Raw genomic sequence first — 23,565 nt, 5'->3', positions numbered from 1 at the left:
TTCAAGAACTTCTCTGACTTTGCCTGACATTCCGTTGACGAGAACATCAAACTTGAATTTCCTACTCTGATAAAGCTTACTGCTTGTTGTGTCTTAATCCCGCCTTTTGTCTTTCGGGATTAAGTCGATACAATCATCACCCAAATACTGTACCTGTTTTTCTTTTCCTATCCAGGAGACAACTGACCGTTTGCAATCGGTCAATCATCAAAAACAGATACATTGTCTTTGTTTGTTGATTTCGGCTTTCCAATTTGTTAAAGATCGATGCGTTCAATATTGCTATTTACTTCGCAAATCAAAATGAGCTGATTATTATAGCAGCCTTTCTTTTTCCGTCAAACTGATTCACAATCAGACTTCTCTTTAGAAAAAAAGAAAGCAGTTACACTGCCTTTTTAACTCGCTTTGATTTGGAAAGTATTGGTGGAGGCAAACGGGATCGAACCGATGACCCCCTGCTTGCAAAGCAGGTGCTCTACCAACTGAGCTATGCCCCCGTTCTTGGTGGGTCTGGGAGGACTTGAACCTCCGACCCCACGCTTATCAAGCGTGTGCTCTAACCAGCTGAGCTACAAACCCGGATTCTCTTCTTAAGCGAATCTTGTCTTCACTCAAGCATTTTTCCGCATCTTCTACAGTTTACCGATAAGTGTGAATACGACAGCCTCTTCTTTCTCTAGAAAGGAGGTGATCCAGCCGCAGGTTCCCCTACGGCTACCTTGTTACGACTTCACCCCAGTCATGAAGCATACCGTGGTAAGCGGGCTCCTTGCGGTTACCCTACCTACTTCTGGTATCCCCCACTCCCATGGTGTGACGGGCGGTGTGTACAAGACCCGGGAACGTATTCACCGCAGTATGCTGACCTGCGATTACTAGCGATTCCGACTTCATGCACTCGAGTTGCAGAGTGCAATCCGGACTACGATCGGTTTTGTGAGATTGGCTCCACCTCGCGGCTTGGCTACCCTCTGTACCGACCATTGTATGACGTGTGAAGCCCTGGTCATAAGGGCCATGAGGACTTGACGTCATCCCCACCTTCCTCCGGCTTGTCACCGGCAGTCTCATTAGAGTGCCCAACTTAATGATGGCAACTAATGACAAGGGTTGCGCTCGTTGCGGGACTTAACCCAACATCTCACGACACGAGCTGACGACAGCCATGCAGCACCTGTGTTACGGCTCCCGAAGGCACCCCTCCGTCTCTGGAGGGTTCCGTACATGTCAAGACCAGGTAAGGTTCTTCGCGTTGCATCGAATTAATCCACATCATCCACCGCTTGTGCGGGTCCCCGTCAATTCCTTTGAGTTTTAATCTTGCGACCGTACTCCCCAGGCGGTCGATTTCACGCGTTAGCTTCGCTACTAAGCAGTCAAGCTGCCCAACAGCTAATCGACATCGTTTAGGGCGTGGACTACCAGGGTATCTAATCCTGTTTGCTACCCACGCTTTCGGGCATGAACGTCAGTGTTATCCCAGGAGGCTGCCTTCGCCATCGGTATTCCTCCACATCTCTACGCATTTCACTGCTACACGTGGAATTCTACCTCCCTCTGACACACTCTAGTCACCCAGTTCAGAACGCAGTTCCCAGGTTGAGCCCGGGGATTTCACATCCTGCTTAAGTAACCGTCTGCGCCCGCTTTACGCCCAGTAATTCCGATTAACGCTCGCACCCTACGTATTACCGCGGCTGCTGGCACGTAGTTAGCCGGTGCTTATTCTTCAGGTACCGTCATCAGACAGGGGTATTAACCCCGCCCTTTTCTTCCCTGACAAAAGTCCTTTACAACCCGAAGGCCTTCTTCAGACACGCGGCATGGCTGGATCAGGCTTGCGCCCATTGTCCAAAATTCCCCACTGCTGCCTCCCGTAGGAGTCTGGGCCGTGTCTCAGTCCCAGTGTGGCGGATCATCCTCTCAGACCCGCTACTGATCGTCGCCTTGGTAGGCCTTTACCCCACCAACTAGCTAATCAGATATCGGCCGCTCAAACAGCGCAAGGCCAAATGGTCCCCTGCTTTCTTCCTCAGAAAATATGCGGTATTAGCTAATCTTTCGATTAGTTATCCCCCACTGCTCGGTACGTTCCGATATATTACTCACCCGTTCGCCACTCGCCACCCAAGAAGCAAGCTTCTCTGTGCTGCCGTCCGACTTGCATGTGTAAAGCATGCCGCCAGCGTTCAATCTGAGCCAGGATCAAACTCTTATGTTCAATCTCTAACTTTTTTAACTTCTGGTCTGCTTCAAAGAAACCGACAGGACAATGTCTAAAACATCATCTTGTCTGTCTTTCAAACAGTGTGAGGCTGTCGCACTCACACTTATCGGTAATCTGTTTTGTTAAAGAGCGAAAACGAATTATAAAGCATTTCAAATCATTGTCAATCAAAACTTTTCTTAAAACCTCGAAAAATCAGACCAACTGTGATATACTTACCAGTTCGTTCAACCACCGCCGAAGCAGCGAAGAACCGAACTATACCCCTCCCCTCAAAACCCGTCAACTCCCAAATAACAAAAAATTCCACAAAACCTAACAACAACCTGAAATACAAAGACTTTTATTTCAAAATATTCTCAAACCAAACTCAATCAACAGCAAAGGTCGTCTGAAATCCCTTCCAGACGACCTTTATTAATCCAAATACACTATTACCCGAATAACTCTCACCTTAACGCTGCAGCAAGATTTCCAATACAAACTTGCTTCCTACATAAGCGAACATTAGGCTGACAAACCCGATGATTGTCCAAACGGCTGCTTTTTTACCCCGCCATGCCGTCATACTGTGCTTAAGCAGCAACGCACCGTAAATTATCCATGAGAGAATGCCGAATACGGTTTTATGGGTAAATGTAACGGGTTTACCGAATACAGCCTCTGCAAAAAATGTCCCGCTGACAACCGAATAGGTCAATAAAATAAAACCTACCCACATCCCCTGGAACATGAGCTTTTCCAAACTCAGTAAAGACGGCAGAAAACCGGACAAACTGGAAACACGTCGCCTATGCAGGTTACGGTTGAGCAGCAAAATCAAAACGGCAAACAAGGTCACAATGCCGAATAAACCGTATGCCAGCAGCGATGTACCAATGTGCGACATAAACGGCAAATCATTGATTTGGTAACCGACATATTTTCCTGGAAACAGCGCGCCCAATAATAAGGTAAACGCTGCACACGGATATAAAAGTAGCTGCAATCCGCGCAGACGATAGAAAAAACTACCAACGAAATACACCAGCAGCATCAACCATACGATCAAACTGATGGAATACCCAAAGCCCATAATCAAAATCTTGTCTTGAATGACAGGCATAAGCAATACAGCACCGTGCATGGTCAGCGCAGCACCCAAAACAGCCAACTCGGCTTTTAGAGGATAATCTTTAATCTCTCGGGTCTTGTGGTTGAACCAAACGAATATACCCAATCCGGCATACACCAGTATCAGGCAAATCAGGATAGTCGGCATAACAAACTTTCTTGGCACGCATACATAACCGCACGCGATAGTGTAAAATAATCTCAATTTTATTTTAGCAAAGAATGCCCCAAACAGGGCAGCTATTATCATTACCAAGGACAAGCATGTTAGACAACTTAACCAACCGCTTTAGTAAAGTTTTCAAAAATATCCGCGGTCAAGCAAAACTGACAGAAGACAACATCAAAGAGGCGCTGCGGGAAGTCCGCCTTGCCCTGCTCGAAGCGGACGTAGCCCTGCCCGTTGTAAAAGAATTTGTCAACAACGTCAAAGAAAAAGCCCTCGGACAGGAAGTTGCCGGCAGCCTGACTCCCGACCAAGCCTTTATCGGTGTCGTCAACCAAGCCCTGATCGAATTGATGGGTAAGGAAAATTCCTCTTTGGACTTGGCGGCCGTACCGCCTGCTGTCGTTTTAATGGCGGGTCTGCAAGGTGCGGGTAAAACCACCACCGTCGGCAAACTCGCCCGCCTGCTGAAAAACGAACAGAAGAAAAAAGTCTTGGTCGTTTCAGCCGACGTGTACCGCCCTGCCGCCATCGAACAGTTGCGCCTTTTGGCTGAGCAAGTCGGCATTGACTTCTTTCCTTCCGACTCCAATCAGAAACCTGTCGAAATTGCCACTGCTGCGATTGATTATGCAAAAAAACACTTTTACGACGTCTTGATGGTCGATACCGCCGGACGCTTGGCGATTGACGAAGAGATGATGAATGAAATCAAAGCGCTGCACGCAGCCGTCAATCCTGTAGAAACCTTATTCGTCGTTGATGCCATGTTGGGTCAAGACGCTGTAAACACCGCACAAGCATTTAACGAAGCCTTGCCGCTGACCGGCGTCATCCTGACCAAAATGGACGGCGATTCACGCGGCGGCGCGGCATTGTCTGTGCGCCACGTCACCGGAAAACCCATCAAATTTATCGGTATCGGTGAAAAAATCACAGGACTCGAACCCTTCTACCCAGACCGCATCGCCAGCCGTATCCTCGGTATGGGCGACGTATTAAGCCTGATTGAAGATGTCCAAAAAGGCATAGACGAAGAAGCTGCCGCCAAAATGGCGAAAAAGCTGCAAAAAGGCAAAGGCTTCGACCTCAATGATTTTAAAGAACAAATCCAGCAAATGCGCAATATGGGCGGGCTGGAAAGCCTGATGTCAAAAATGCCGGGCGAACTGGGTCAGATTTCCAAACAAATTCCCGAAGGTACGGCAGAAAAGGCCATGGGTAAAGTCGAAGCCATCATCAACTCCATGACGCCCAAAGAACGCGCTAATCCAGCCCTGCTCAAAGCCAGCCGCAAACGCCGCATTGCCGCAGGCGCCGGCACCAGCGTAGAGGAAGTCAACAAAATGCTCAAACAGTTTGAACAATCGCAACAAGTCATGAAAATGTTTAGCGGAAAAGGACTGGGCAAACTGATGCGTATGGCAAAAGGCATGAAGGGTATGAAAGGAATGTTCCCCGGAATGTAATCGGCAGGAAATATAAGAGAGGTCGTCTGAAAACTGAAATTGGGTTTTCAGACGACCTCTCTTTATGTATAGGCATCAGGAGTTAAGCCTTTTCTTCGAGATTCATGTACGCTTGAGCAAACCCGCCAGACAAAACAAAAAACCCGCAGCATAGCTGCGGGTTTGATACCTATTTAACACTAAACCGGTATTACCATTCGTAGTTCACGCCTACGTTGTAAGATGCGGAGCTGCCTGAAGAGGTGCCCACTGCAAGACCGGCTTTAGCCGCAAAGTTTTCATTGAAGCGGTAGCCTGCACCCACTGCAACTGCGGTGTCAGATTTGAAACCACCCAAAGCAGCGGTAACATTAAACTTACCAACGCTGTAAGGTTGGAACAGACCGCTGAGGGCTGCTTGTGCAGCAAGACCTTGGCGGGTCTCTTTGCGCAGATTAGCTACGTTTTTATCCAAGCTGTCGATACGCGCGGAGTTTTTAGCAATGCCTGCAGCGTGTTGGTTGCTTGCTGTTTGCAGCGTAGCAATATCGGCTTTGTTAGCGGCAACTTGTGAGGCATTAGCTTTAACTGCATCTTGGGCTTGAGCAGCAGCAGTTTGCGCCGCACTTGCTACATTATTGGCAGCATCAGCGGATGTTTTTGCAGCTTTGGCATGGCTTTCAGCAGTTTCAGCAGATTTTTGGGCAACTTCAACAGAACCTTGTACAGACTTAGCTGATTTTTCAGCTTCAACAGCTGCTTTTTTAGCAATCTCGATATCAGCTTTATTGGCATCAATATCTTTACGATTGTCTTCTACAGCTTCTGCCGCAAGCTGCAAGCCCTTCGCCAAGTCAACGATGTCTTTATCTTGGCGAGTGATAGCCGCGCTAGTTGCGTCGCTCAGGGCAGTTACTTCATCACCGATGTCGTTAACTTTTTTGCCCATGTCGGCAGTGTATTTTGCCAATTCTTCGAAGTCAGCTTTATCGGCTTTAGTTTCAATGGCTGCTTTGTTGGCATCAATATCTTGGCGGTTAACTTCTAAAGCTTCCATCGCAGCTTTACCTGCCGAGGCAAGATCACCGATGTCTTTATCCAAGCTGGCGATCGCATTGTTGAAGCCTTCGTTAGCTTCTTTTTGCTCTTCCAATGCTGCTTTATTGGCATTTACATCTGCGCTGATGGCATTAACGACTTCTGCAGTTTTCACCAATGCTTCGCTGTTTTCGTTGACGGTGTCAGTCAGATCGTACAGGCTGGCGTCGTGTTGTGCCACAACTTCTTTCAAGCCCAATCCATCTAAATCATCATTTTCAACATCTTCTTTTGTAGCGGTACGGATGGCTTTTGAACCGTCGTCTTTAGTTACAACAATTTGATCGCCTTCTTTGAAACCGTTGAGCTCTTGGGCATTCTCAATTGTTGCCAATGCGGCTTGTGCAGCAGCTTTTTGGGCTGCTTCTACATCTGCTTTGTCAGCTTTGGTTTTGATGGCCTCTTTGTTGGCAGTCACATCTGCGCTGATGGCATTAACAACTTCAGCGGTTTTTACCAATGCTTCGCTGTTGTCGTTGACGGTTTCAGTCAGATCGTACAGGCTGGCGTCGTGTTGTGCCACAACTTCTTTTAAGCCCAATCCATCTAAATCATCATTTTCAACATCTTCTTTTGTGGCAGTACGGATGACTTTTGAACCGTCGTCTTTAGTTACAACAATTTGATCGCCTTCCTTGAAACCGTTGAGCTCTTGGGCATTCTCAATTGTTGCCAATGCGGCTTGCGCAGCAGCTTTTTGTGTAGCCTCTAACTCTTTAGCCAAGTCTTCTACGCCTTTGCTTGCTTTGTCAGCTTTTTCGGTAACTGCGTCAATCTTAGAAGCTGCATCTACGGCTTTATCGGCGGCATCTTTGGCTTCTTTTACTTTGCTGTCAACGTTGGCAGAAAGTTCGGTTACTTTGTCTTCGGCGGCTTTGGCAGCGGCTTTGGCATCTGATGTGTCTTGCGTCAGGCTGTCCACACGGGTGTTTACTGCGGTTACGTCTTCGCTTACTTTTTCAATGGCTCCAGAAAGCTCGTCTGAGGCTTTGGAGATTTCACTGTCCACTTCGTCAAACTTGGTGGAAATTTCTTTGCCCATTCCTGCCATATCTTCAGAGACTTTGGCAATCTGCTCATTATTGCTGGTAATAGCGGCTTTCAGTTGCTCTACAGTTTGGTCCTGCTCATCCAAAGCTTCATCTATGTCTTTAGCTAAATTATCCACTCGTGTGTTGACAGCGGTAATACCGCCTGCCAAACCCACACCTTTCATGCTGTCGGCTTCGATATCTGCATTAGTGGCTTCACGGACGGTTTTACTGCCATCTTCATTAGTAGCGACGAAGTTGCTGCCAGCAGCAAAGCCATTAACTGCCTGCTCCAGCTCCATAGTTTTCAACAACAGGGCTGAGCTATCCTTGTCAAAAGTGAATTTCCCAGTATCTTCATCGAATTTGGTGTTTTCACCAAAAACGGTCTGAAATGCCATAGCATTTTGTGCTTTTTCGGGAATTGAACCCAAATCTCTTTCAGCCGCGCCCGCAGCGCTGCTCACTACAGCTGCCGCAACAGCCAGACTCAATGCTTTTACGTTAAATTTTTTCATGTTTTTTACCTTTTTGTGGTGGGTGTAAGGACGTTATTCAAGCTTCTCTTTTCCCCGTAAACTGAAAAAGTGACACCGCATGGTCTTAACGGTGATAGTCACTTGAAGAAAGTTGCACCTGCAATTGTAAAAAAATGAAATTTAAATGCAAGTATTTTGCATAACTTTTTTGCATATTGTGAAAATATGTTGCACAAATACATCATCTGCATAAGACGGGCAAATACTCAGCAAATAATTTAGATAAATCATTTTACCCATTTTTGATGATGGCAACATATCGGCGTATAAACCGTTGTTTGTTACGCTACGCAGTATGTCATTGGGTTACAAATTGACTGTTTTTAGGGCATGAAAACAAAAAAGACTGCGTATAGCAGTCCTTTTTGTCACAAAGCGGCGATTAGCGTTTGAACAGGTTGCCGAATTTGTTGTTGAATTTATCCACGCGACCGGTAGTGTCGACGATTTTTTGAGTACCGGTGTAGAACGGATGGCACAAAGAGCAAACCTCGATGTTGAAGCTGTCTTTTTCCAGAGCGGATTTGGTGACGAATTTGTTACCGCAAGAGCAGGTAACATTGATTTCGTGGTAATTAGGATGGATGTCTTGTTTCATGTTGTTTCCTTTCGATTAAGCGGGCATAGGGGATGTACCTATGCTTCAAACAAGCTGGCGATTATTGATAATTTTTGTTTGTTTGTCAAGAAGATATTACCTCTACGCCGGATACGGTTCTGGAAAAATCGTTATTTATCGGCACGATATGCGAATTTGCTGAGAAAACGTTATGGTCAGCAGGTATCCGTCTGAGCAATATTTGTTGTAAATAAGGTTTCTTTTAACGCCTCCAACTATTAAGCTGCAGATTTAAGATGGTGGATTGTCTTGAAGCAGTGACCTTGTACTCGCCAAGCTTCTACCATTCTAGCGAATAATCCACAAATGACATTATACTTTTTGTTATTGTTGTTTAGATTATAAACATACCGAAATTTACCATTTTTCATAAACTTCATCTTACAGGTCGGGTCTCATGCAAACCTGCCCTTAAAATGGAAAGTTGGATGATGAGTTTTAAAACAAAAACCTGTTCTTGGCTGCTACGCGGACTGGGCGGAATGTTGCCCCAGTCTTATATGAGGGTTATAGGACCGCCTTCTAAAAAAATCAGAGCTTTCCTTGCATCGGGAATTTCTTCGCATATCGGCAGAAACGTCAATATTGACAAAGGCGCGTACGTCATGCCGGATACGGTGATCGGCGATAACTCGGGCATCGGCGTTAATTGCGAAATTTGCTACGGCTTGACGATAGGCAATAATGTCATGATGGGGCCGGAATGTTTGTTTTATTCTAATAATCATAAGTTTAATCGCGAGACTTTGAAGTATGAGGGCTACACGGGGGTCAATCCGATTGTGATTGAGGATGATGTTTGGATCGGACGGCGCGCGATTATTATGGGCGGTGTCCGAGTAGGCAAAGGAGCGGTCATCGGCGCGGGGGCGGTGGTAACTAAAGATGTACCGCCGTATTGCGTCGCCGCTGGGAATCCTGCGGTCATCAAGAAGAACCTGTTAGAAGATTAAGTACACACATCACGGTTTCCAACCAAATATATAAAGGTCGTCTGAAAATGTTTTCAGACGACCTTTATATATCAAATCAAATTAGCCGCGCCGCCAAGTCGTACCGCCGGCGTTGTCTTCCAGAATGATTTTGTGTTTGTTCAGAAGGTCGCGGATGCGGTCGGACTCTGCCCAGTTTTTATCCGCGCGCACCTGTTTGCGTCGGGCAATTAAATCATCGATTTCTTCATTGGAGAGGCCGTCTGAAACCGCGCCGCCTTGGAGGAACTCAGTCGGATCGCGTTGCAACAAACCAATGATACCGCCCAAGGTTTTCAGGCAGCCGGCGAGGTGCGCGTCGTTGGTTTTGTTCACTTCACCTGCCAGTTCGAACAACACGGCAACTGCTTCAACCGTACCGAAATCGTCGTTCATGGCGGCGTAGAAGCGGCGGGTGTAGTCGTTGGCGTTTTCGGACAATTCGAACGCGACAGCTGGGGTGTTTTTCAAGGTGGTGTACAGGCGTGTCAGTGCGCCTTTTGCGTCGTCCAGATGCGCGTCGGAGTAGTTCAGCGGGCTGCGGTAGTGGGCACGCAGGATGAAGAAACGCACGACTTCCGGGTCATATTGTTTCAACACTTCGCGAATGGTGAAGAAGTTACCCAGCGATTTGGACATTTTCTCGCCATCCACACGGATGAAGCCGTTGTGCAGCCAGTATTTGACGTGGCTGGCAATGCTTTGCCCGTGGTGGGTTTGCGCGTGGTCGTGGCCGCAGGTATGACCGCTGGCGCCGACGCTTTGGGCAATTTCGTTTTCATGGTGCGGGAACTGCAAATCCGCGCCACCACCGTGGATGTCGAAGGTATCGCCGAACAGGTTTTCACTCATGGCAGAGCATTCGATGTGCCAGCCCGGACGACCGTTTCCCCACGGGCTTTCCCATGCTGGCTCGCCTGCTTTCGCCGCTTTCCACAACACAAAATCAAGCGGGTCGCGTTTGAAACCGTCCACTTCCACACGCTCGCCTGCGCGCAGGTCGTCCAACGATTTGCCCGATAATTGTCCGTAAGCCGAAAACTCGCGCACGGCGTAGTAAACGTCGCCGTTTGAAGCAGGATAGGCTTTGCCGTTTTGAATCAGGGTCTCAATCATGGCAATCATTTGCGGGATGTTTTCCGTCGCCTTCGGCTCGATATCGGGACGCAATACGTCCAAAGCATCGGCATCTTCGTGCATGGCTTGGATGAAACGCGCAGTCAGTTCGCCGATGGTCTCGCCGTTTTCAGCTGCGCGGGCGATGATTTTGTCGTCGATGTCGGTGATATTGCGCACATAAGTGAGCGGATAACCGCACTCGCGCAGCCAGCGGGCAATCATGTCGAACACAACCATCACGCGGGCATGACCCAAGTGGCAATAGTCGTAAACGGTCATACCGCAAACGTACATACGCACGTTTTTGGGGTCGATGGGGGCGAAGGGTTCTTTTTGGCGGGTAAGGGTGTTGTAGATGGTGGTCATGGGTTTTCACTAAAAGGTGTCGTTAGTATATGAGGTCGTCTGAAAACCGCTTAGACGACGTCTACCAATGGAATCAAGTTTATTTAGATTCTAAAACAAGTTTGTGGATATTCAGTAACTTTTAGTTCTAATAATGATTAAAAAACGATGATTACTGTCTACCAAGATTATGGTGGGAAGCCATTACTGTGTTTGTTCTATTTCATATTTTTCAGACGACCTCTTTAATAAATAAAGGTCGTCTGAAATTTTTTATTCCGGCTTAAACACGCCTGTATCGGTTTTAGGCTGTTGCTCGGCAATCTCGGTATTTGCTGCTGCCTGCTCCACTTCTGCTTTCTCGGCTTCGATGCGTTTTTTTTCAGTCAGGTATTGGTTGATTTGGTGTACCAACTCCTGCGTACCTTGGTGTGTCAGTGCGCTGATTTGGAAGAGGCGCGGGGTTTCCATGTCGAATTGGAAGCGGTCGTCCGGTTTGGGGTAATCCCAGCCGATGGCTTCGAGGAAGGCGGCCGTGCGCGTTTGGGCTTCTTCTTCGTCAAGCATATCAAGTTTGTTCAGCACCAGCCAGCGTGGTTTGCCGTAAAGTTCTTCGTCGTATTTGCGCAATTCGTTGATGATGGCAAGGGCTTCTTCGGCGGGGTTGACGGTTTCGTCGAAGGGGGCTAAATCGACGACGTGCAGCAACAGACCGGTGCGCGATAAGTGTTTGAGGAAGCGATGGCCGAGGCCTGCGCCTTCTGCAGCGCCTTCAATCAGACCGGGGATGTCTGCCATAACGAAGCTGTGGTTTTCGTCGATGCGTACGACGCCCAAATTCGGGTGCAGTGTAGTGAAGGGATAGTTGGCGATTTTGGGACGTGCGGCGGATACGGCGGTAATCAGGGTGGATTTACCGGCATTGGGCATGCCTAATAAGCCGACATCGGCGAGGACTTTGAGTTCGAGTTGCAGGGAACGGGTTTCGCCTTCTTCGCCGGACGTGGATTGTTTTGGGGCGCGGTTGACAGAGGATTTGAAGTGGATGTTGCCCAAGCCGCCTTTGCCGCCTTTGGCGAGGCAGACACGCTGACCGTGGTAAGTGAGATCGGCGACGATTTCGTCGGTGTCGAGGTCGCGGATAAGGGTGCCGACGGGCATTTTGAGGACGATGTCGTCCGCCCCTGCGCCGTAGCGGTCGGAGCCGTGGCCTTTTTCGCCGTTTTTGGCTTGGTAGCGTTTGACGAAGCGGTATTCAACAAGGGTGTTAGTGTTTTCGTCGGCTTCTGCCCAGACGCTGCCGCCTTTGCCGCCGTCGCCGCCGTCGGGGCCGCCGCGCGGTACGAATTTTTCGCGGCGGAAACTGGTTGCGCCATTACCGCCTTTGCCTGCGGCGACTTCGATTTTTGCTTCGTCGATGAATTTCATGGTGTTCTCTTGTATTTTGGGTTTCAGACGACCTTTTGTGCGGAGGTCGTCTGAAAAAATGGGAATGGGGGATATTATAAGGGATATGGGGGATGTGCGCCCGTTTCTCTGTCCCTCTTGGTTTTTTGCCGGTTTTTTTGTGAAAACAGCCGTCCTGAAATCGCGGTTTCGGACGGCTGTTTGCTTTTTTGGGATTATTTGGCAGTTTTTTGTTCTTCGCGCACTCTGTCTACAAGCAGGTCTATGGTTTTCATACCTGATTCCCAGTCGGCAAATTCGACTTTGTATTTACCACCGACAATGACGGTAGGCGTGCCGTCGATTTTGTAGGTATTGGTCAGCTCTGCCATTTTGTCTGCGCGGGTTTGGCTTTCGGGGGATTCGTAGGCGGCGAGGACTTTTTTGCCGTCAAAAGCGGTTTGCTCGGCCAACCATTTTTTGAGAGTTTCATGGTCTTGCAGTTTGACTTTCTGATTAACCATAGCATCAAAGATATGGCTGTTTGCAATGTCTTTGGTGTCTGCGACCGCCATATCGACGGCGGCAGCAAGGCGCGCCAACGGTTTCATCTCATCGCCCCAGACGACGTGTTCGGTACGAAGGTAGGTGTCGTCTTTGAATGTTTTGACGTGTTTGCTCAAAACGGGCTCGAGGTGGGCGCAGTGCGGACAGAAGTAGCCGAAAAATTCGAGGACTTCGACTTTGCCTGCTTGTTGCTGAGGAATGGGGGTGCTGAGAGTGGTGTAGTTAAGCCCCTCAACTAAAGCGACAGGCGCAGCGGAGGCTGCTGAGGCTGCAGGTACGCTGGTTTGGGCTTTGTTGTCGCAGGCGGTCAGCGCCAGTAGGGCGGCAGCGAGGGTAAGGGTTTTCAGTTTCATGTTTACTCCGTGATTTTCAGTCTAATATGGGATTTTATTGTATTTTTACAGTTTGATATATGGTTTGATGCGAAAAAGACGGTTTCATATGAAGAAAGGATGGTTTCAGACGACCTTTGAAAAACAGAGATTTAGTGCAAATTTACAGTCTGCAGATACTGACTTTCAGTATTTTTAAACTGAGAATCTTGATCAAAAGTATCAAACTGAGAATGGTTTGAGGAGGTCGTCTGATTCGGATTGGAAGTACAACACTTGCCGCATACTGACCTTTTTCTGTTATGGAAAGTTGCACTTCAAATTCGAATCCAAGGTCGTCTGAAAATCCGTCCATGCATTGCTACTATTTGTAAGATGCAACAGGTTTGCGCTTTTATGACAACAATTCAATTCCACGAAACAATTGAATAAAGAAAATATCAATACAATTTACCTTATAAAAAAGCCTGAACATATTTTCGATGTTCAGGCTTTTGATATTTGGCTCCCCGACCTGGGCTCGAACCAGGGACCTGCGGATTAACAGTCCGTCGCTCTACCGACTGAGCTATCGGGGAATTAGAAAAGGGATTATATCTTAAAAAAACAAGAAGTCAAGAATTAATCCCCTATTATCATTAATGATATGATTTATATGTGGTTTTATAAAATTTCTGCAATATGTTTAGCAGCACGTTTAGCATCCAGCAAGATCAAACCCAGCTTACCGCTTTCCTTCGCCATCAGTGCCAATACTGCATTATCACCTGCTTGACTCAACAGAATATAACCTGTTTTACCTTTAACCATCACTTGATCCAACTCACCACATGCCAGCTCATGCACTGAACGATTGCCCAATGCCAACAATGTTGCAGACATAGCACCAACTCTGTCCGCATTCAAATGTGATGGAAGCATTGTAGCAATTGGCAAACCATCAGTCGATATTACAGCTGAAGCTGTAATATCGGGAGAAGTATTATTTAAATCACTCAACACAGAGATTAATAATTGTTGCATATTTATTCCATTCTCAAATTATAACTTTAGTTATATAGTTTGCTGGCGGCTACCATATCTGTGGTACAACACTTTAACCAGTGTCACGAACGCCTCTTTATTTAAGTCAGGCATACCACCTATAACTAGAATCAGCTTAGTTTCACCAATGTACAATGGGAAAAATGTTAACTCGCTCTGACCAGAAGGATCACAAATCCCCCATGCACTATTATTGATATGCAAATTGTTACGAATCAGCAGGCGATGACCATCTTCCATCTTAGCCACCTCGCTTGCCAACAGGCCCAACTCTTCAGCAGCTTCATGATGAAAATTAGCATTGGCGAAATACAGGCCATTCTCATCAGCCAGCAAAGCTTTACCTGAATTAGACAACTGCTCTAACAATTCCGGTAACTGCTCATCTGTTAAATGAATATCTTCGTTACTAATATTTTCATCACCATATAAAAACTCTAAACGTTGCAAACGGTACAACAAGTTTAAAGCCGTATTGATATCACTGGTATCAGCCCAAGCTAGAATTTTTTCGCTACTAATGACCTCTGACGGGTTTGCACGCAATAAGCTATATAGCAATGTTCTACTTGCACTTGGTGTATCGCTGGTTACTGCATAATAAGCACCAGCAGGTGTAATTCTGGGATATAAATTTGATTGCAAAGAAAGTGTTGATTCCATTTTATACCTCTAAACCCGGATCAATTGAGAACAACATTGCGCTAACCAATTGTTTGACATCATCTTCTCTACGAGCATCAATCTCAAAAACCGGTACATTAAAATTATTTTGTGCTAAATATTTCTGATATACATCAACGCTTGGCAATGAACGAATATCCATTTTGGTAACGCCTACTACTAATGGCGCTGTTTTCAATAATTCTCGGAATGCTTCCAAGAAGAATTGCAAATCCTTCAATGGGTTTGTTCGTGTATTATCCAAAAGCAATACCAATCCCATACTACCCTGGCTTAGAATTTCCCACATAAAGTTAAAACGTTCTTGCCCCGGTGTACCATATAAATGAACTTTGACTTCTTCATCCAAATGGATCACACCATAATCCATTGCTACGGTGGTATACCCCTTACGAACCAGCGTCATATCTGATGCAGATGCATCTGTCTGTACAGGCGGCTCATCTGATAACGCAGAAATTGCTGTTGTTTTACCTACTCCAACCGGACCGGTAAAGATAATTTTATTTTCTTTCATTACATGTCCTTTTTAGCGTTTTCCCAATAATTTACGCATTAAGCGCTGTAACAAACCGCGTGGCTGCTCTTGCGAAGGACCTGCCACTTTTTCTGCATCCTTAACCATCTGACTATCAGGCACATCACTATTAACACTAACATGTTCAGAAATATTGGCATGCTGATTAGCTTGATTCGGAGCATATTCGCTATCGGTTGCCAAAAAGCCTGTTACAGAAGTTGCCGCCAAATAATTCAAGATATCCGGCATTTCCAAAGGCATAACTTTATAGAGGATATTTAAGTTGACTGATGTTTTAGTTAAAAACGCAGATAACCTCATAGACTCTGGAACCGGAGCAAGCCTGGTCAAATTAGGCCAACGCTTTAAAGTGAAAATCGTTTGGGGAGTCATCGGATAAATCAATCTTCCCTGAGCAGTCCAAATTGCCATCTGCCACAAACAAGACATAATCGTTACTTTGGCTTTTTCTTTCCACTGGGGATTATCCGGCACGACTTTGCATACAACAGACAAACTGTCATTTTTACAAAGCCCTTCTAACTCATGGGCGTTGACTGTCAGCAATACCCTTTGAATACTTGGGAAAACAATTAATACCGGTTTGCCCTCATGTAAAACGGCAATATCCTGATGGCCTTGACTGGCAAACTTCAAAGCACCAAGTAATCCTTTATTCGGATTAAAGCGACGAATAGTAGCCTTTCTACTTTCGTTACCGTTTTGCGTTCCTTCTTGTACTCCCGCCTTTTGAGCCGAAGCATCAAAAATATTCCCGCCCTGCGCCAAACTTCTCAAAATCGGGAATAAGGTATCGAATTTAACCGGCTTAGCCAAATACGGCGTTGTAACAGATGGCTCTTGCGAACAAAACATCGCAACAGGAATATCAGGATATTTGATTTTGAGCGTTTTCCAAGTTTCAATGCCCTCAGCAGTATCAGTATCTACCAATACTAAATCTGGTATTTCATCTGAATCTGAGTCAAGAATCTGATAGTTCGTCGTATTGTGCATTTTAAAGGCCATACGGAAAACGGCTTCTTGCTGCTCGCTCATATCGCGCAGCATAATCCGTATGGTTTTGATTTTAGGTAACAGATTATCCATCATGGTACTCTCTAATTATTTTATTTTTTTGAATGTTGATTTACATGTTGCAGCAAACGGCTCATTGCCAATACCACTTCTTCTGGAAGGCTGACAACGCGTTCACGCAATAAGCGCAAGAATTGTTCCAGACGCGCCCAATCCTCTACTCTTTCGTAAAGATCGAACAGCATCACATACAATTGAGATTCTTGCGGGTACTGTAAAACAGCTTGTTCCAAAGTACCTATGGCCAAATCCAACTGACCGTACATCAGCAAAGATTCCACTTCTTTCAATGCTTCATCCGCAGGAGAGGCATTGACACTAATAATAGAAGAATCCTTTTGTACCAGTTCGCGATATTTAGCTTTCATTTGTAGAGAAGTAGGTTGGATATAACCCCTTTCCAAACCAATTTCTCTGATTTTATTTTCGTTAGGTCCTTTCTCCAAATCATCAAATACTTCATGATAACCAAGGCTATACCCCCAACCTAGCATGCGTTCTTTCACTTGGCGGCCATACTGACCCAATGAGTGGTACAGCTTCCACAAGTGTTTAGCAAACTGACTAATTTCTTCATGTTGATAGTCAAGTTTTAATGCATCAATGATAAGGCTTGCAGGCTTGGAAGAACTTTGAATGGCACGGTTATATTGTTGAACAGCAGTTTCATAACCTACTTTGTCTTTCAAGATTTTGGCACTTTGTTCAGGTTTAACGAACCCGATAACAGCACCCATCTCTTCTGGCGTAATATCCGTAAACTCTTTCTTGCCTAATACGATAGAAGAACGTTTAGAAACGCCAGGAGCATGATGGGCACCAGTATTATCATTAGCTGTAGCAGGCGCGGATGCGGATGTCTCTTCCAAATCAGGTTGTTCTCCGATTTGACGCTCGATCTCCTGCATACTCCAGCCCAAACGTCCTTCTGCCAATACACGTAATGGCAAATGTGTTTGATCGGACATCAAGCCTGCTTTAACGTACTCAGCCAAACTTTCTTCAGACAAGACAGAGCCATGACGCTCCAAGGCATCTGTCAACATATCGATATTGCCAACCCGCAGACTCAGCCCGACAAGCTCATGCACTAATTTTTCAGGCGCACCGTCGCTCAGGCCATTCAAATAACCTGCCAAGGATTCGGCAGCTTTACTCTCATAACCGAATTGCTTATATACTTGATATTCCGTCAGCGGATCGACTTCTTGCGCAGATACCGACGTAGTTGAACCGGCAGAACTACTGCCTCCCCATTCCCAATCTTGTTGATCCGGATCGGAAACGGATTGATTGATTTGATCAACCCAATCCGGACTTCCCCCTTCAATACTTTCTTGATTTGGGTGATGGTTTTTTTTGGATGATGCTTTAGCTGCTTTTGTCGTCTTTTTAGTTTTAGCTGTGCCGTTCTGTTTATAAAAAATAAACAGTAACACCATAAACAAAAGCACTAGCAATATGATTAAAAGATAATTCAAGAACACCTCCCGATACTGTGGTGCAGCAAATAAAACTACATATATTCGATGTTCGGCATTTATGGAAACAGCCGAATCATCTATTCCCCAATTGAATTATGATAACATGATTCAACCAATAATTACATTAAAAACCATTTGTCAGACACTCCCACTATCGGATTTACAACTCAAACACGCCGATGGATTCGACGTGTGAAGTCTGTGCAAACATATTCATTACGCCTGCGGATTTGAAGTTGTATCCCTTATTTACCAAGACTTCCGCGTCGCGCGCAAAAGTTGAAGGGTTACATGAAACATATACGATTCTTTTCGGCAGATATGGAGCGTGTAGCGATTTGACAACAGCATAAGCGCCACTCCTTGGCGGATCGAGTAATATTTTGTCGAACACACCCCATGAGGCTACTGTTTTTTCATCCGTATCGAACAAGTCTGCCGTCTTAAACGACACATATTTTACACAACTGTTTCGAAGAGCGTTTTGTTTTGCACGTAAAACAAGCGAATCCAGACCTTCAATACCTATTACTGATGCACCACTCTTTGCCATAGGCAGGCTGAAATTGCCGAGACCACAAAACAAATCCGCCACCCTGTCATTGGGCTGTATATCCAACAGGCGCAAAGCCCTGCTGATCATTACAGCATTCAATTCTGCATTAATCTGCGTAAAATCACCTGGCTGATAAGGCATTTCCACAGAAAATTCAGGCAAACTGTACTTCAATTCAGGCAAATCTTTAGGATATAGCGCAGATGATGGCTCACGCCCATATTGAACCCAAATCTGCCAAGCCCGTTTTGCCCCACCCAATATCCTATCAAACCATTCCTCAATTTGCTTCAAAGAGTGGCTAGACGGTTTTTTTATGAAACAAATGTTCAAAACAACCAATTCACGGCTATTAAAAAATTCTACAAATTGGACTGCCGCCCCGCCATCAGACAGCGTTTGCAACAATAATTTCACCACAGGCAGGACATCTGAAATATGCTGCGGCAACACATGACATACCTCAATATCGACTACTTCATTGGTTTTTTTCGCCTGAAAACCCATTTTCAGACGACCATTCTTATCAACTGAAACACTCAGTCGCGCCCTATCCCGATAATGCCAAGCCGAACCATAAATAGGTGGCAAAATCTGCTCCGGCCTGACCCTGCCGATACGTTCAAGCTGCTCTTCTAAAATACGTTGCTTCAATGCAACTTGAGCGGTTGGAGACACATGTTGCAACGAGCAGCCGCCACATGTCTCATAATAACCACACGCAGGGCGGACTCGTTCAACCGACTCTTTTAATACTTCTACTGTCTCTGCTTCGCTGAACTGTTTCTTCTCCCTCAGCACCCGAAACGACACTTTCTCAGTAGGCAGCGCACCTTTAATAAAGACTGTTTTGCCATGTACTTTGGCAACGCCGCGCCCCTCATAATCCAAAGAAAAAACATCAGCCACGCCGTCAAAACATTTCGTATCAGCCATCACTTATCCACTCGACACCCGGTTTATCTTTTCAGACGACCCCAATCCATACCTGCCGCTCAAATCGACAAGCAACCGAAAGGGCATATTTTCGCACAAAAAAATACAGATTCAGGTATGATTTCCCAAAATCTTCTTTTCATTTATTACAAGTATTACGACACATGAAAAAAACCATTTTCGGTCTGACCGCTGCCTTCTTCGTTACCGCCGCCTCAGCCAACACACCCATCCCGGACGTCTCTCCCGTTTCTGAAGGTCAGCACGTCGTCATCAATATTCCGCAACAACGCTTATTCTTATATACAGACGGCAAACTGACCAAAATCTATCCTGTCGCCGTCGGCAAGGCCATGACCCAAACCACATTGGGCGAACACAAAATCGGTGCAAAAGCCTTCAATCCGACTTGGCACATCCCTAAATCCATCCAAAAAGAACGTGGCGACGGCGTCAAAAGTGTACCAGCAGGCCCTAACAATCCGCTCGGTCCCGTTTTTGTCCGTCTCGGCGATCCCAAACTCGGTTTAGGCATTCACGGCACTAATGCCCCTGCCAGCGTACCGGGCGTCCGCAGTCACGGCTGCGTCCGTATGAAGTCTCCGGATGCACTGGAATTTGCCAAAACAATCGCCTCCGGCGCTCCCGCCTCCGTCATCTACCAAATGGCCAGCCTCAACGAAGATGCCAACCAAAACCTTTGGCTGGCCGCATACCACGACCCATACGGCAAAAAAAATCTGGATACTGCCGTCTTGAAGAAAAGTATTGCCGCTTGGGCAAAAGCACACGGTAAAACCATTAATCCGGCTAAAGTAGACGCTATTTTAAAAAACCGCACCGGTGCCGCCAACTGTCTGACCTGTGCCAAAGGCGTCAAACTCAAAACCCCGTTGAAATCACTCGCCTGGACGAGCGGCTCCAGCGCTTTCAGCAAACCTAAAATTGCGCCTAAGCCTGCTCCGGTCAAAGATGTGGTTCTGCCTAAAGGTACTGAAATCGAAGTCGAAGCTGACGATACACCCGCTTCCGCACCAAACCAAAGCGTTCGTCCTGAAGCAAATCCGGCAAAACTGTACAACGCCCCCGCCAGCACGCCGAGCTATCCGAAATATGACATCCCGGAAGGCAGCGAACCGACAGGAGTGTTGTTCTAAAAGCAAAGGAATTTTCCGAATGCAAAGGTCGTCTGAAATTCAGTTCCCTAACAATATAGGAGCCGACAAATTTCAGACGACCTTTTTCATCCAATATCGTTCACATCCTTACAATCAAACCGCCCGCGCTCCCTTTTTTCCCAATAACCGCTTTACCAAACCAAATGCCAACTGCTTGTCAGTATCAGGAAAACAATCCAGCCCGATACAACACTCTTGTAAATTAGCGGCTTTCCGCCCATCGTCAGGGCTTTAGAAAATCACCGCGTTGTTAACGCCACGCGGCGACAAACTCGTTCCAATGCTGCTTGTCCTGGGCCTGTCCGGTCAGGTAATGCTTCAGCCGTTTGACTTCCACTTCATACTCGTCCGCATCCAAAGCGCCGCTCATCAGGCGAAAGCGCAGGAACATCAAATAAGTGTTTGCCGCATCGGTTTCGCAATAATCGCGGATGTCTTTCAGACGACCTACGTGGAACGCCTCCCAAACTTTGCTGCCGTCCATGCCCAATTTGCCGGGGAAACCGCAAAGTTTCGCCATATCGTCCAGCGGCACATTGGCACGCGGCTGGTACAGAGCGAGCAAGTCCATCAGGTCGCAATGGCGGTTGTGATAGCGGCTGATGTAGTTGTTCCACTTGAAATCGCGGCTGTCGCCAAAATCGCCCTCGCCCATATCCCAATAACGCGCCGCCGCAATACCGTGTATCAGCGCGCGGTAATGCAGGACGGGCAGGTCGAAGCCGCCGCCGTTCCAGCTCACCAATTGCGGCGTATGGCTTTCGATAAGGTCGAAAAACTTGGCGATCATTTCCTCTTCGCTGTCGTGCATTTCGCCTATGGTGCCGACGTGTATTTTGTCCTGCCCCCAGCGCATACAGCAGGAAATGGCGACCACTTGGTGCAGGTGGTGCTGCATAAAGTCAGAGCCGTTTTGGGCACGGCGTTTCTGCTGGGCGAACAAGACCACCTCGTCGTCCGGCAAAGAAGCAGGCAGATCGTACAACAGGCGGATGCCGTTCACATCAGGCACGGTTTCAATATCGAAAGCCAAAATCGGGGTCATGGGCGACTCCTCAAATTCAATCAAAACAGATTAAAACAGACAACAGGATAACGGCATTGTGGCATGTTTCCGCATTTATTGACAGTCAAATCACACCGCCGACCCGCCATTCCATCTGCCTGTACACCTACCCAAAACACTGTCAAAACAGTAAAATCCCCCTTTTATCCCAATCCGAAACATAAGCCATGCTCACCTTCCAACAAATCATCTTCAAACTGCAAACATTCTGGGCAGACAAAGGCTGCACCGTCATCCAACCTTTCGACATGGAAGTCGGCGCCGGTACTTCCCACCCTGCCACCTGCCTGCGCGCGCTCGGCCCCGAGCCTTGGTTTGCCGCCTACGTCCAACCCAGCCGCCGCCCCAAAGACGGCCGCTATGGCGACAACCCCAACCGCCTGCAACACTATTACCAATTCCAAGTCGCCCTCAAACCCGCGCCCGCCAATATCCAAGACCTCTATCTCGATTCCCTGCGCGAATTGGGCATCGACCCCAAAGTCCACGACATCCGCTTCGTCGAAGACGACTGGGAAAACCCCACCCTCGGCGCATGGGGCTTGGGCTGGGAAGTCTGGCTCAACGGCATGGAAGTAACTCAGTTCACCTACTTCCAACAAGTTGGCGGCATTGACTGCACCCCCGTACTCGGCGAAATCACCTACGGCATCGAACGCTTGGCGATGTACCTGCAAGGCGTAGAAAACGTCTATGACCTCGTTTGGGCAAAAACGCTGGACGGCAACACCGTCACCTACGGCGACGTGTACCACCAAAACGAAGTCGAACAATCCACCTACAACTTCGAATACAGTGATGCCGACTGGCTGCTGCGCCAGTTCAACGACTACGAAGCGCAAGCCAAACGCCTGCTCGCCGAAGAAAACGCCAGCCTTGCCCTGCCCGCCTACGAGCTGGTCCTCAAAGCCGGACACACCTTCAACCTCTTAGACGCATGCGGCGCCATTTCCGTGACCGAACGCGCCACCTACATCGGCCGCATCCGCGCCCTCAGCCGTATCGTGGCGCAAAAATACGTCGAAAGCCGAGAAGCATTGGGCTTCCCGCTGATTAAATCCAAATCCTAATAGGTGTTGATATGTTCCGCAAAACGCTTGCTGCCGCAGCACTGTCCCTCGTTTTCTCTGCAAATGTTCAGGCTGCCCCTTTATCGTTTCAATCCAAAACCTTGGAAGCCAAATCCTGTGACGGTAAAGACAGAGATGGCAAACCCCTTTGCCATCAACTTACCGTCGGCTATCCGATTACGGGCGACAAGCATTTGGATAACTGGGTCAGAAAACAAATGGGGGGCAAACTGCCTACGCAGAAATCGGTTCAGACGACCTTAATACGCGACAAAGACGTAAAGGAGACCAATAAGGAAAACCAAAAACTCCACAAAGCCGGTGAGTATCCTTGTGCTTTGGACTATATAGATACGTTGGAACTGGAAGGCTATACGCCCAATTATGCCGTTTTCGGAAAAGAAGACTGGGAATACAATTGTGGCCCGCACGGATACGGCGTGCACACGCTGACAGTATTGAAGCGCGGCATTGCTAATCCAAAGCCTCTTCAATTGAACGACATCTTATTACCCAATCAAGAAGGAAAACTGACACACCTGCTTGAAGAAGCCTATGTCAAATACCTGAAGGAAAATAGTGGTGACACCGAAGAAGAAGCACGTAATTACATTAGTGGATACAATAGTGACAAATTTTCCGCTACGGAAAACTGGCGTTTCGATAAAAACGGTTTGACTTTCCTGTATCAAAGTTACGAAATCGGTGCATATGTTTTAGGCAGACCTGAGTTTACTATCCCCACTAAGGATTTGCAGGGAATCGTGAAACCTGAAATCTTGAAGGAAGCGGAGCATTTCATACAACCCAAAAAATAATTAAGGAACCGGTGTAGATTATCTCCCCTCAGCTTCTGACCGATTCAAGTATTTGCAGTTAATCGTCAAAAAAGGTCGTCTGAAAACCTAATTTGGTTTTCAGACGACCTTTTAGCTTTGGCAAATCAAGCCTGACGGTTTATCGTT

18 protein-coding genes, 3 tRNA genes and 1 rRNA gene are annotated in these 23,565 nt (G+C 46.9%); 5 read left to right on the top strand and 17 right to left on the bottom strand.

Annotated elements, in window-relative coordinates; genetic code table 11:
* Positions 1–424: 424 nt before the first annotated feature.
* From ACMYUL_RS07255 to ACMYUL_RS07240, 4 genes are all read right to left on the bottom strand, one after another.
* Positions 425–500: transfer RNA gene (locus ACMYUL_RS07255), tRNA-Ala, on the bottom strand.
* 5 nt (positions 501–505) lie between these two features.
* A tRNA-Ile gene (locus tag ACMYUL_RS07250) sits at positions 506–582 on the bottom strand.
* Between the two features lie 101 nt (positions 583–683).
* Positions 684–2,224 (bottom strand): 16S ribosomal RNA (locus ACMYUL_RS07245).
* Positions 2,225–2,684: 460 nt separating this feature from the next.
* Entirely contained in the window at positions 2,685–3,491 is an 807-nt protein-coding gene (locus ACMYUL_RS07240) for an inner membrane protein YpjD (RefSeq protein WP_049224579.1), read from the bottom strand.
* Between the two features lie 116 nt (positions 3,492–3,607).
* On the opposite strand from ACMYUL_RS07240, the gene ffh reads away from it, so the two are divergent.
* On the top strand, positions 3,608–4,978 hold the full coding sequence (ffh, locus tag ACMYUL_RS07235) for a signal recognition particle protein (protein ID WP_009313112.1): 1,371 nt from the start codon (positions 3,608–3,610) through the stop codon (positions 4,976–4,978).
* A 190-nt stretch (positions 4,979–5,168) separates the two neighbouring features.
* On the opposite strand, the gene ACMYUL_RS07230 is transcribed toward ffh, so the two are convergent.
* On the bottom strand, positions 5,169–7,604 hold the full coding sequence (locus ACMYUL_RS07230) for a YadA-like family protein (protein ID WP_415772850.1): 2,436 nt from the start codon (positions 7,602–7,604) through the stop codon (positions 5,169–5,171).
* 403 nt (positions 7,605–8,007) lie between these two features.
* Positions 8,008–8,223: a 50S ribosomal protein L31 gene (rpmE, locus tag ACMYUL_RS07225; RefSeq protein ID WP_016686438.1), complete on the bottom strand. Its 216-nt coding sequence runs from the start codon at positions 8,221–8,223 to the stop codon at positions 8,008–8,010.
* 452 nt (positions 8,224–8,675) lie between these two features.
* On the opposite strand from rpmE, the gene ACMYUL_RS07220 reads away from it, so the two are divergent.
* Positions 8,676–9,197: an acyltransferase gene (locus ACMYUL_RS07220; protein WP_415772906.1), complete on the top strand. Its 522-nt coding sequence runs from the start codon at positions 8,676–8,678 to the stop codon at positions 9,195–9,197.
* A gap of 81 nt (positions 9,198–9,278) precedes the next feature.
* Here ACMYUL_RS07220 and cysS read toward each other — a convergent pair whose 3' ends face one another.
* The 10 genes from cysS to rlmD all read right to left on the bottom strand — a co-directional run bounded on the left by cysS (position 9,279) and on the right by rlmD (position 19,286).
* Entirely contained in the window at positions 9,279–10,700 is a 1,422-nt protein-coding gene (gene cysS / locus ACMYUL_RS07215) for a cysteine--tRNA ligase (RefSeq protein ID WP_415772848.1), read from the bottom strand.
* Positions 10,701–10,952: 252 nt separating this feature from the next.
* The gene (gene obgE / locus ACMYUL_RS07210) at positions 10,953–12,107 is read right to left on the bottom strand and encodes a GTPase ObgE (RefSeq protein ID WP_415772846.1); all 1,155 of its coding nucleotides are present in this window, start codon (positions 12,105–12,107) and stop codon (positions 10,953–10,955) included.
* 194 nt (positions 12,108–12,301) lie between these two features.
* Positions 12,302–12,985: a thiol:disulfide interchange protein DsbA/DsbL gene (locus ACMYUL_RS07205; RefSeq protein ID WP_415772844.1), complete on the bottom strand. Its 684-nt coding sequence runs from the start codon at positions 12,983–12,985 to the stop codon at positions 12,302–12,304.
* Positions 12,986–13,466: 481 nt separating this feature from the next.
* Positions 13,467–13,542, bottom strand: a tRNA-Asn gene (locus tag ACMYUL_RS07200).
* A gap of 85 nt (positions 13,543–13,627) precedes the next feature.
* Complete coding sequence (locus tag ACMYUL_RS07195) at positions 13,628–13,987, bottom strand: roadblock/LC7 domain-containing protein (RefSeq protein WP_003760395.1); 360 nt, start codon at positions 13,985–13,987, stop codon at positions 13,628–13,630.
* Between the two features lie 30 nt (positions 13,988–14,017).
* Positions 14,018–14,671 (bottom strand): hypothetical protein, encoded by a 654-nt coding sequence (locus ACMYUL_RS07190; protein WP_009313121.1) that lies wholly within the window; start codon positions 14,669–14,671, stop codon positions 14,018–14,020.
* Position 14,672: 1 nt separating this feature from the next.
* Complete coding sequence (locus ACMYUL_RS07185) at positions 14,673–15,209, bottom strand: GTP-binding protein (protein ID WP_003760398.1); 537 nt, start codon at positions 15,207–15,209, stop codon at positions 14,673–14,675.
* Positions 15,210–15,221: 12 nt separating this feature from the next.
* Positions 15,222–16,322, bottom strand: a complete 1,101-nt coding sequence (locus ACMYUL_RS07180; protein ID WP_415772904.1) for a response regulator — start codon at positions 16,320–16,322, stop codon at positions 15,222–15,224.
* A gap of 20 nt (positions 16,323–16,342) precedes the next feature.
* Complete coding sequence (locus ACMYUL_RS07175) at positions 16,343–17,797, bottom strand: 23S rRNA methyltransferase (RefSeq protein WP_070514350.1); 1,455 nt, start codon at positions 17,795–17,797, stop codon at positions 16,343–16,345.
* A gap of 157 nt (positions 17,798–17,954) precedes the next feature.
* Complete coding sequence (gene rlmD / locus ACMYUL_RS07170) at positions 17,955–19,286, bottom strand: 23S rRNA (uracil(1939)-C(5))-methyltransferase RlmD (RefSeq protein WP_070514351.1); 1,332 nt, start codon at positions 19,284–19,286, stop codon at positions 17,955–17,957.
* A gap of 164 nt (positions 19,287–19,450) precedes the next feature.
* On the opposite strand from rlmD, the gene ACMYUL_RS07165 reads away from it, so the two are divergent.
* The gene (locus tag ACMYUL_RS07165) at positions 19,451–20,443 is read left to right on the top strand and encodes a L,D-transpeptidase (protein ID WP_003766634.1); all 993 of its coding nucleotides are present in this window, start codon (positions 19,451–19,453) and stop codon (positions 20,441–20,443) included.
* A 271-nt stretch (positions 20,444–20,714) separates the two neighbouring features.
* Here ACMYUL_RS07165 and ACMYUL_RS07160 read toward each other — a convergent pair whose 3' ends face one another.
* A complete protein-coding gene (locus ACMYUL_RS07160) occupies positions 20,715–21,509 on the bottom strand; it encodes a 3'-5' exonuclease (RefSeq protein WP_070514352.1) in 795 nt (264 codons plus the stop codon).
* Between the two features lie 188 nt (positions 21,510–21,697).
* On the opposite strand from ACMYUL_RS07160, the gene glyQ reads away from it, so the two are divergent.
* Together glyQ and ACMYUL_RS07150 are read left to right on the top strand one after the other, a co-directional pair.
* The gene (glyQ, locus tag ACMYUL_RS07155; protein WP_107814319.1) at positions 21,698–22,600 is read left to right on the top strand and encodes a glycine--tRNA ligase subunit alpha; all 903 of its coding nucleotides are present in this window, start codon (positions 21,698–21,700) and stop codon (positions 22,598–22,600) included.
* An 11-nt stretch (positions 22,601–22,611) separates the two neighbouring features.
* Complete coding sequence (locus ACMYUL_RS07150) at positions 22,612–23,418, top strand: RsiV family protein (RefSeq protein WP_107814318.1); 807 nt, start codon at positions 22,612–22,614, stop codon at positions 23,416–23,418.
* Positions 23,419–23,565 lie beyond the last annotated feature (147 nt).

It is taken from the genome of Neisseria sp. CP9, from assembly GCF_047758525.1.
In the GTDB taxonomy this organism is placed as follows: Bacteria; Pseudomonadota; Gammaproteobacteria; order Burkholderiales; family Neisseriaceae; genus Neisseria.
The sequence above is the reverse complement of the archived record's forward strand: the minus strand, read 5'-3'. Positions and strand labels throughout refer to the sequence as shown.

Coding starts and splice junctions, on each gene's coding strand:
- ACMYUL_RS07240 (WP_049224579.1), bottom strand. CDS start 3,491: ATGCCGACTATCCTGATTTGCCTGATACTGGTGTATGCCGGATTGGGT.
- ffh (WP_009313112.1), top strand. CDS start 3,608: ATGTTAGACAACTTAACCAACCGCTTTAGTAAAGTTTTCAAAAATATC.
- ACMYUL_RS07230 (WP_415772850.1), bottom strand. CDS start 7,604: ATGAAAAAATTTAACGTAAAAGCATTGAGTCTGGCTGTTGCGGCAGCT.
- rpmE (WP_016686438.1), bottom strand. CDS start 8,223: ATGAAACAAGACATCCATCCTAATTACCACGAAATCAATGTTACCTGC.
- ACMYUL_RS07220 (WP_415772906.1), top strand. CDS start 8,676: ATGAGTTTTAAAACAAAAACCTGTTCTTGGCTGCTACGCGGACTGGGC.
- cysS (WP_415772848.1), bottom strand. CDS start 10,700: ATGACCACCATCTACAACACCCTTACCCGCCAAAAAGAACCCTTCGCC.
- obgE (WP_415772846.1), bottom strand. CDS start 12,107: ATGAAATTCATCGACGAAGCAAAAATCGAAGTCGCCGCAGGCAAAGGC.
- ACMYUL_RS07205 (WP_415772844.1), bottom strand. CDS start 12,985: ATGAAACTGAAAACCCTTACCCTCGCTGCCGCCCTACTGGCGCTGACC.
- ACMYUL_RS07195 (WP_003760395.1), bottom strand. CDS start 13,987: ATGCAACAATTATTAATCTCTGTGTTGAGTGATTTAAATAATACTTCT.
- ACMYUL_RS07190 (WP_009313121.1), bottom strand. CDS start 14,671: ATGGAATCAACACTTTCTTTGCAATCAAATTTATATCCCAGAATTACA.
- ACMYUL_RS07185 (WP_003760398.1), bottom strand. CDS start 15,209: ATGAAAGAAAATAAAATTATCTTTACCGGTCCGGTTGGAGTAGGTAAA.
- ACMYUL_RS07180 (WP_415772904.1), bottom strand. CDS start 16,322: ATGGATAATCTGTTACCTAAAATCAAAACCATACGGATTATGCTGCGC.
- rlmD (WP_070514351.1), bottom strand. CDS start 19,286: ATGGCTGATACGAAATGTTTTGACGGCGTGGCTGATGTTTTTTCTTTG.
- ACMYUL_RS07165 (WP_003766634.1), top strand. CDS start 19,451: ATGAAAAAAACCATTTTCGGTCTGACCGCTGCCTTCTTCGTTACCGCC.
- ACMYUL_RS07160 (WP_070514352.1), bottom strand. CDS start 21,509: ATGACCCCGATTTTGGCTTTCGATATTGAAACCGTGCCTGATGTGAAC.
- glyQ (WP_107814319.1), top strand. CDS start 21,698: ATGCTCACCTTCCAACAAATCATCTTCAAACTGCAAACATTCTGGGCA.
- ACMYUL_RS07150 (WP_107814318.1), top strand. CDS start 22,612: ATGTTCCGCAAAACGCTTGCTGCCGCAGCACTGTCCCTCGTTTTCTCT.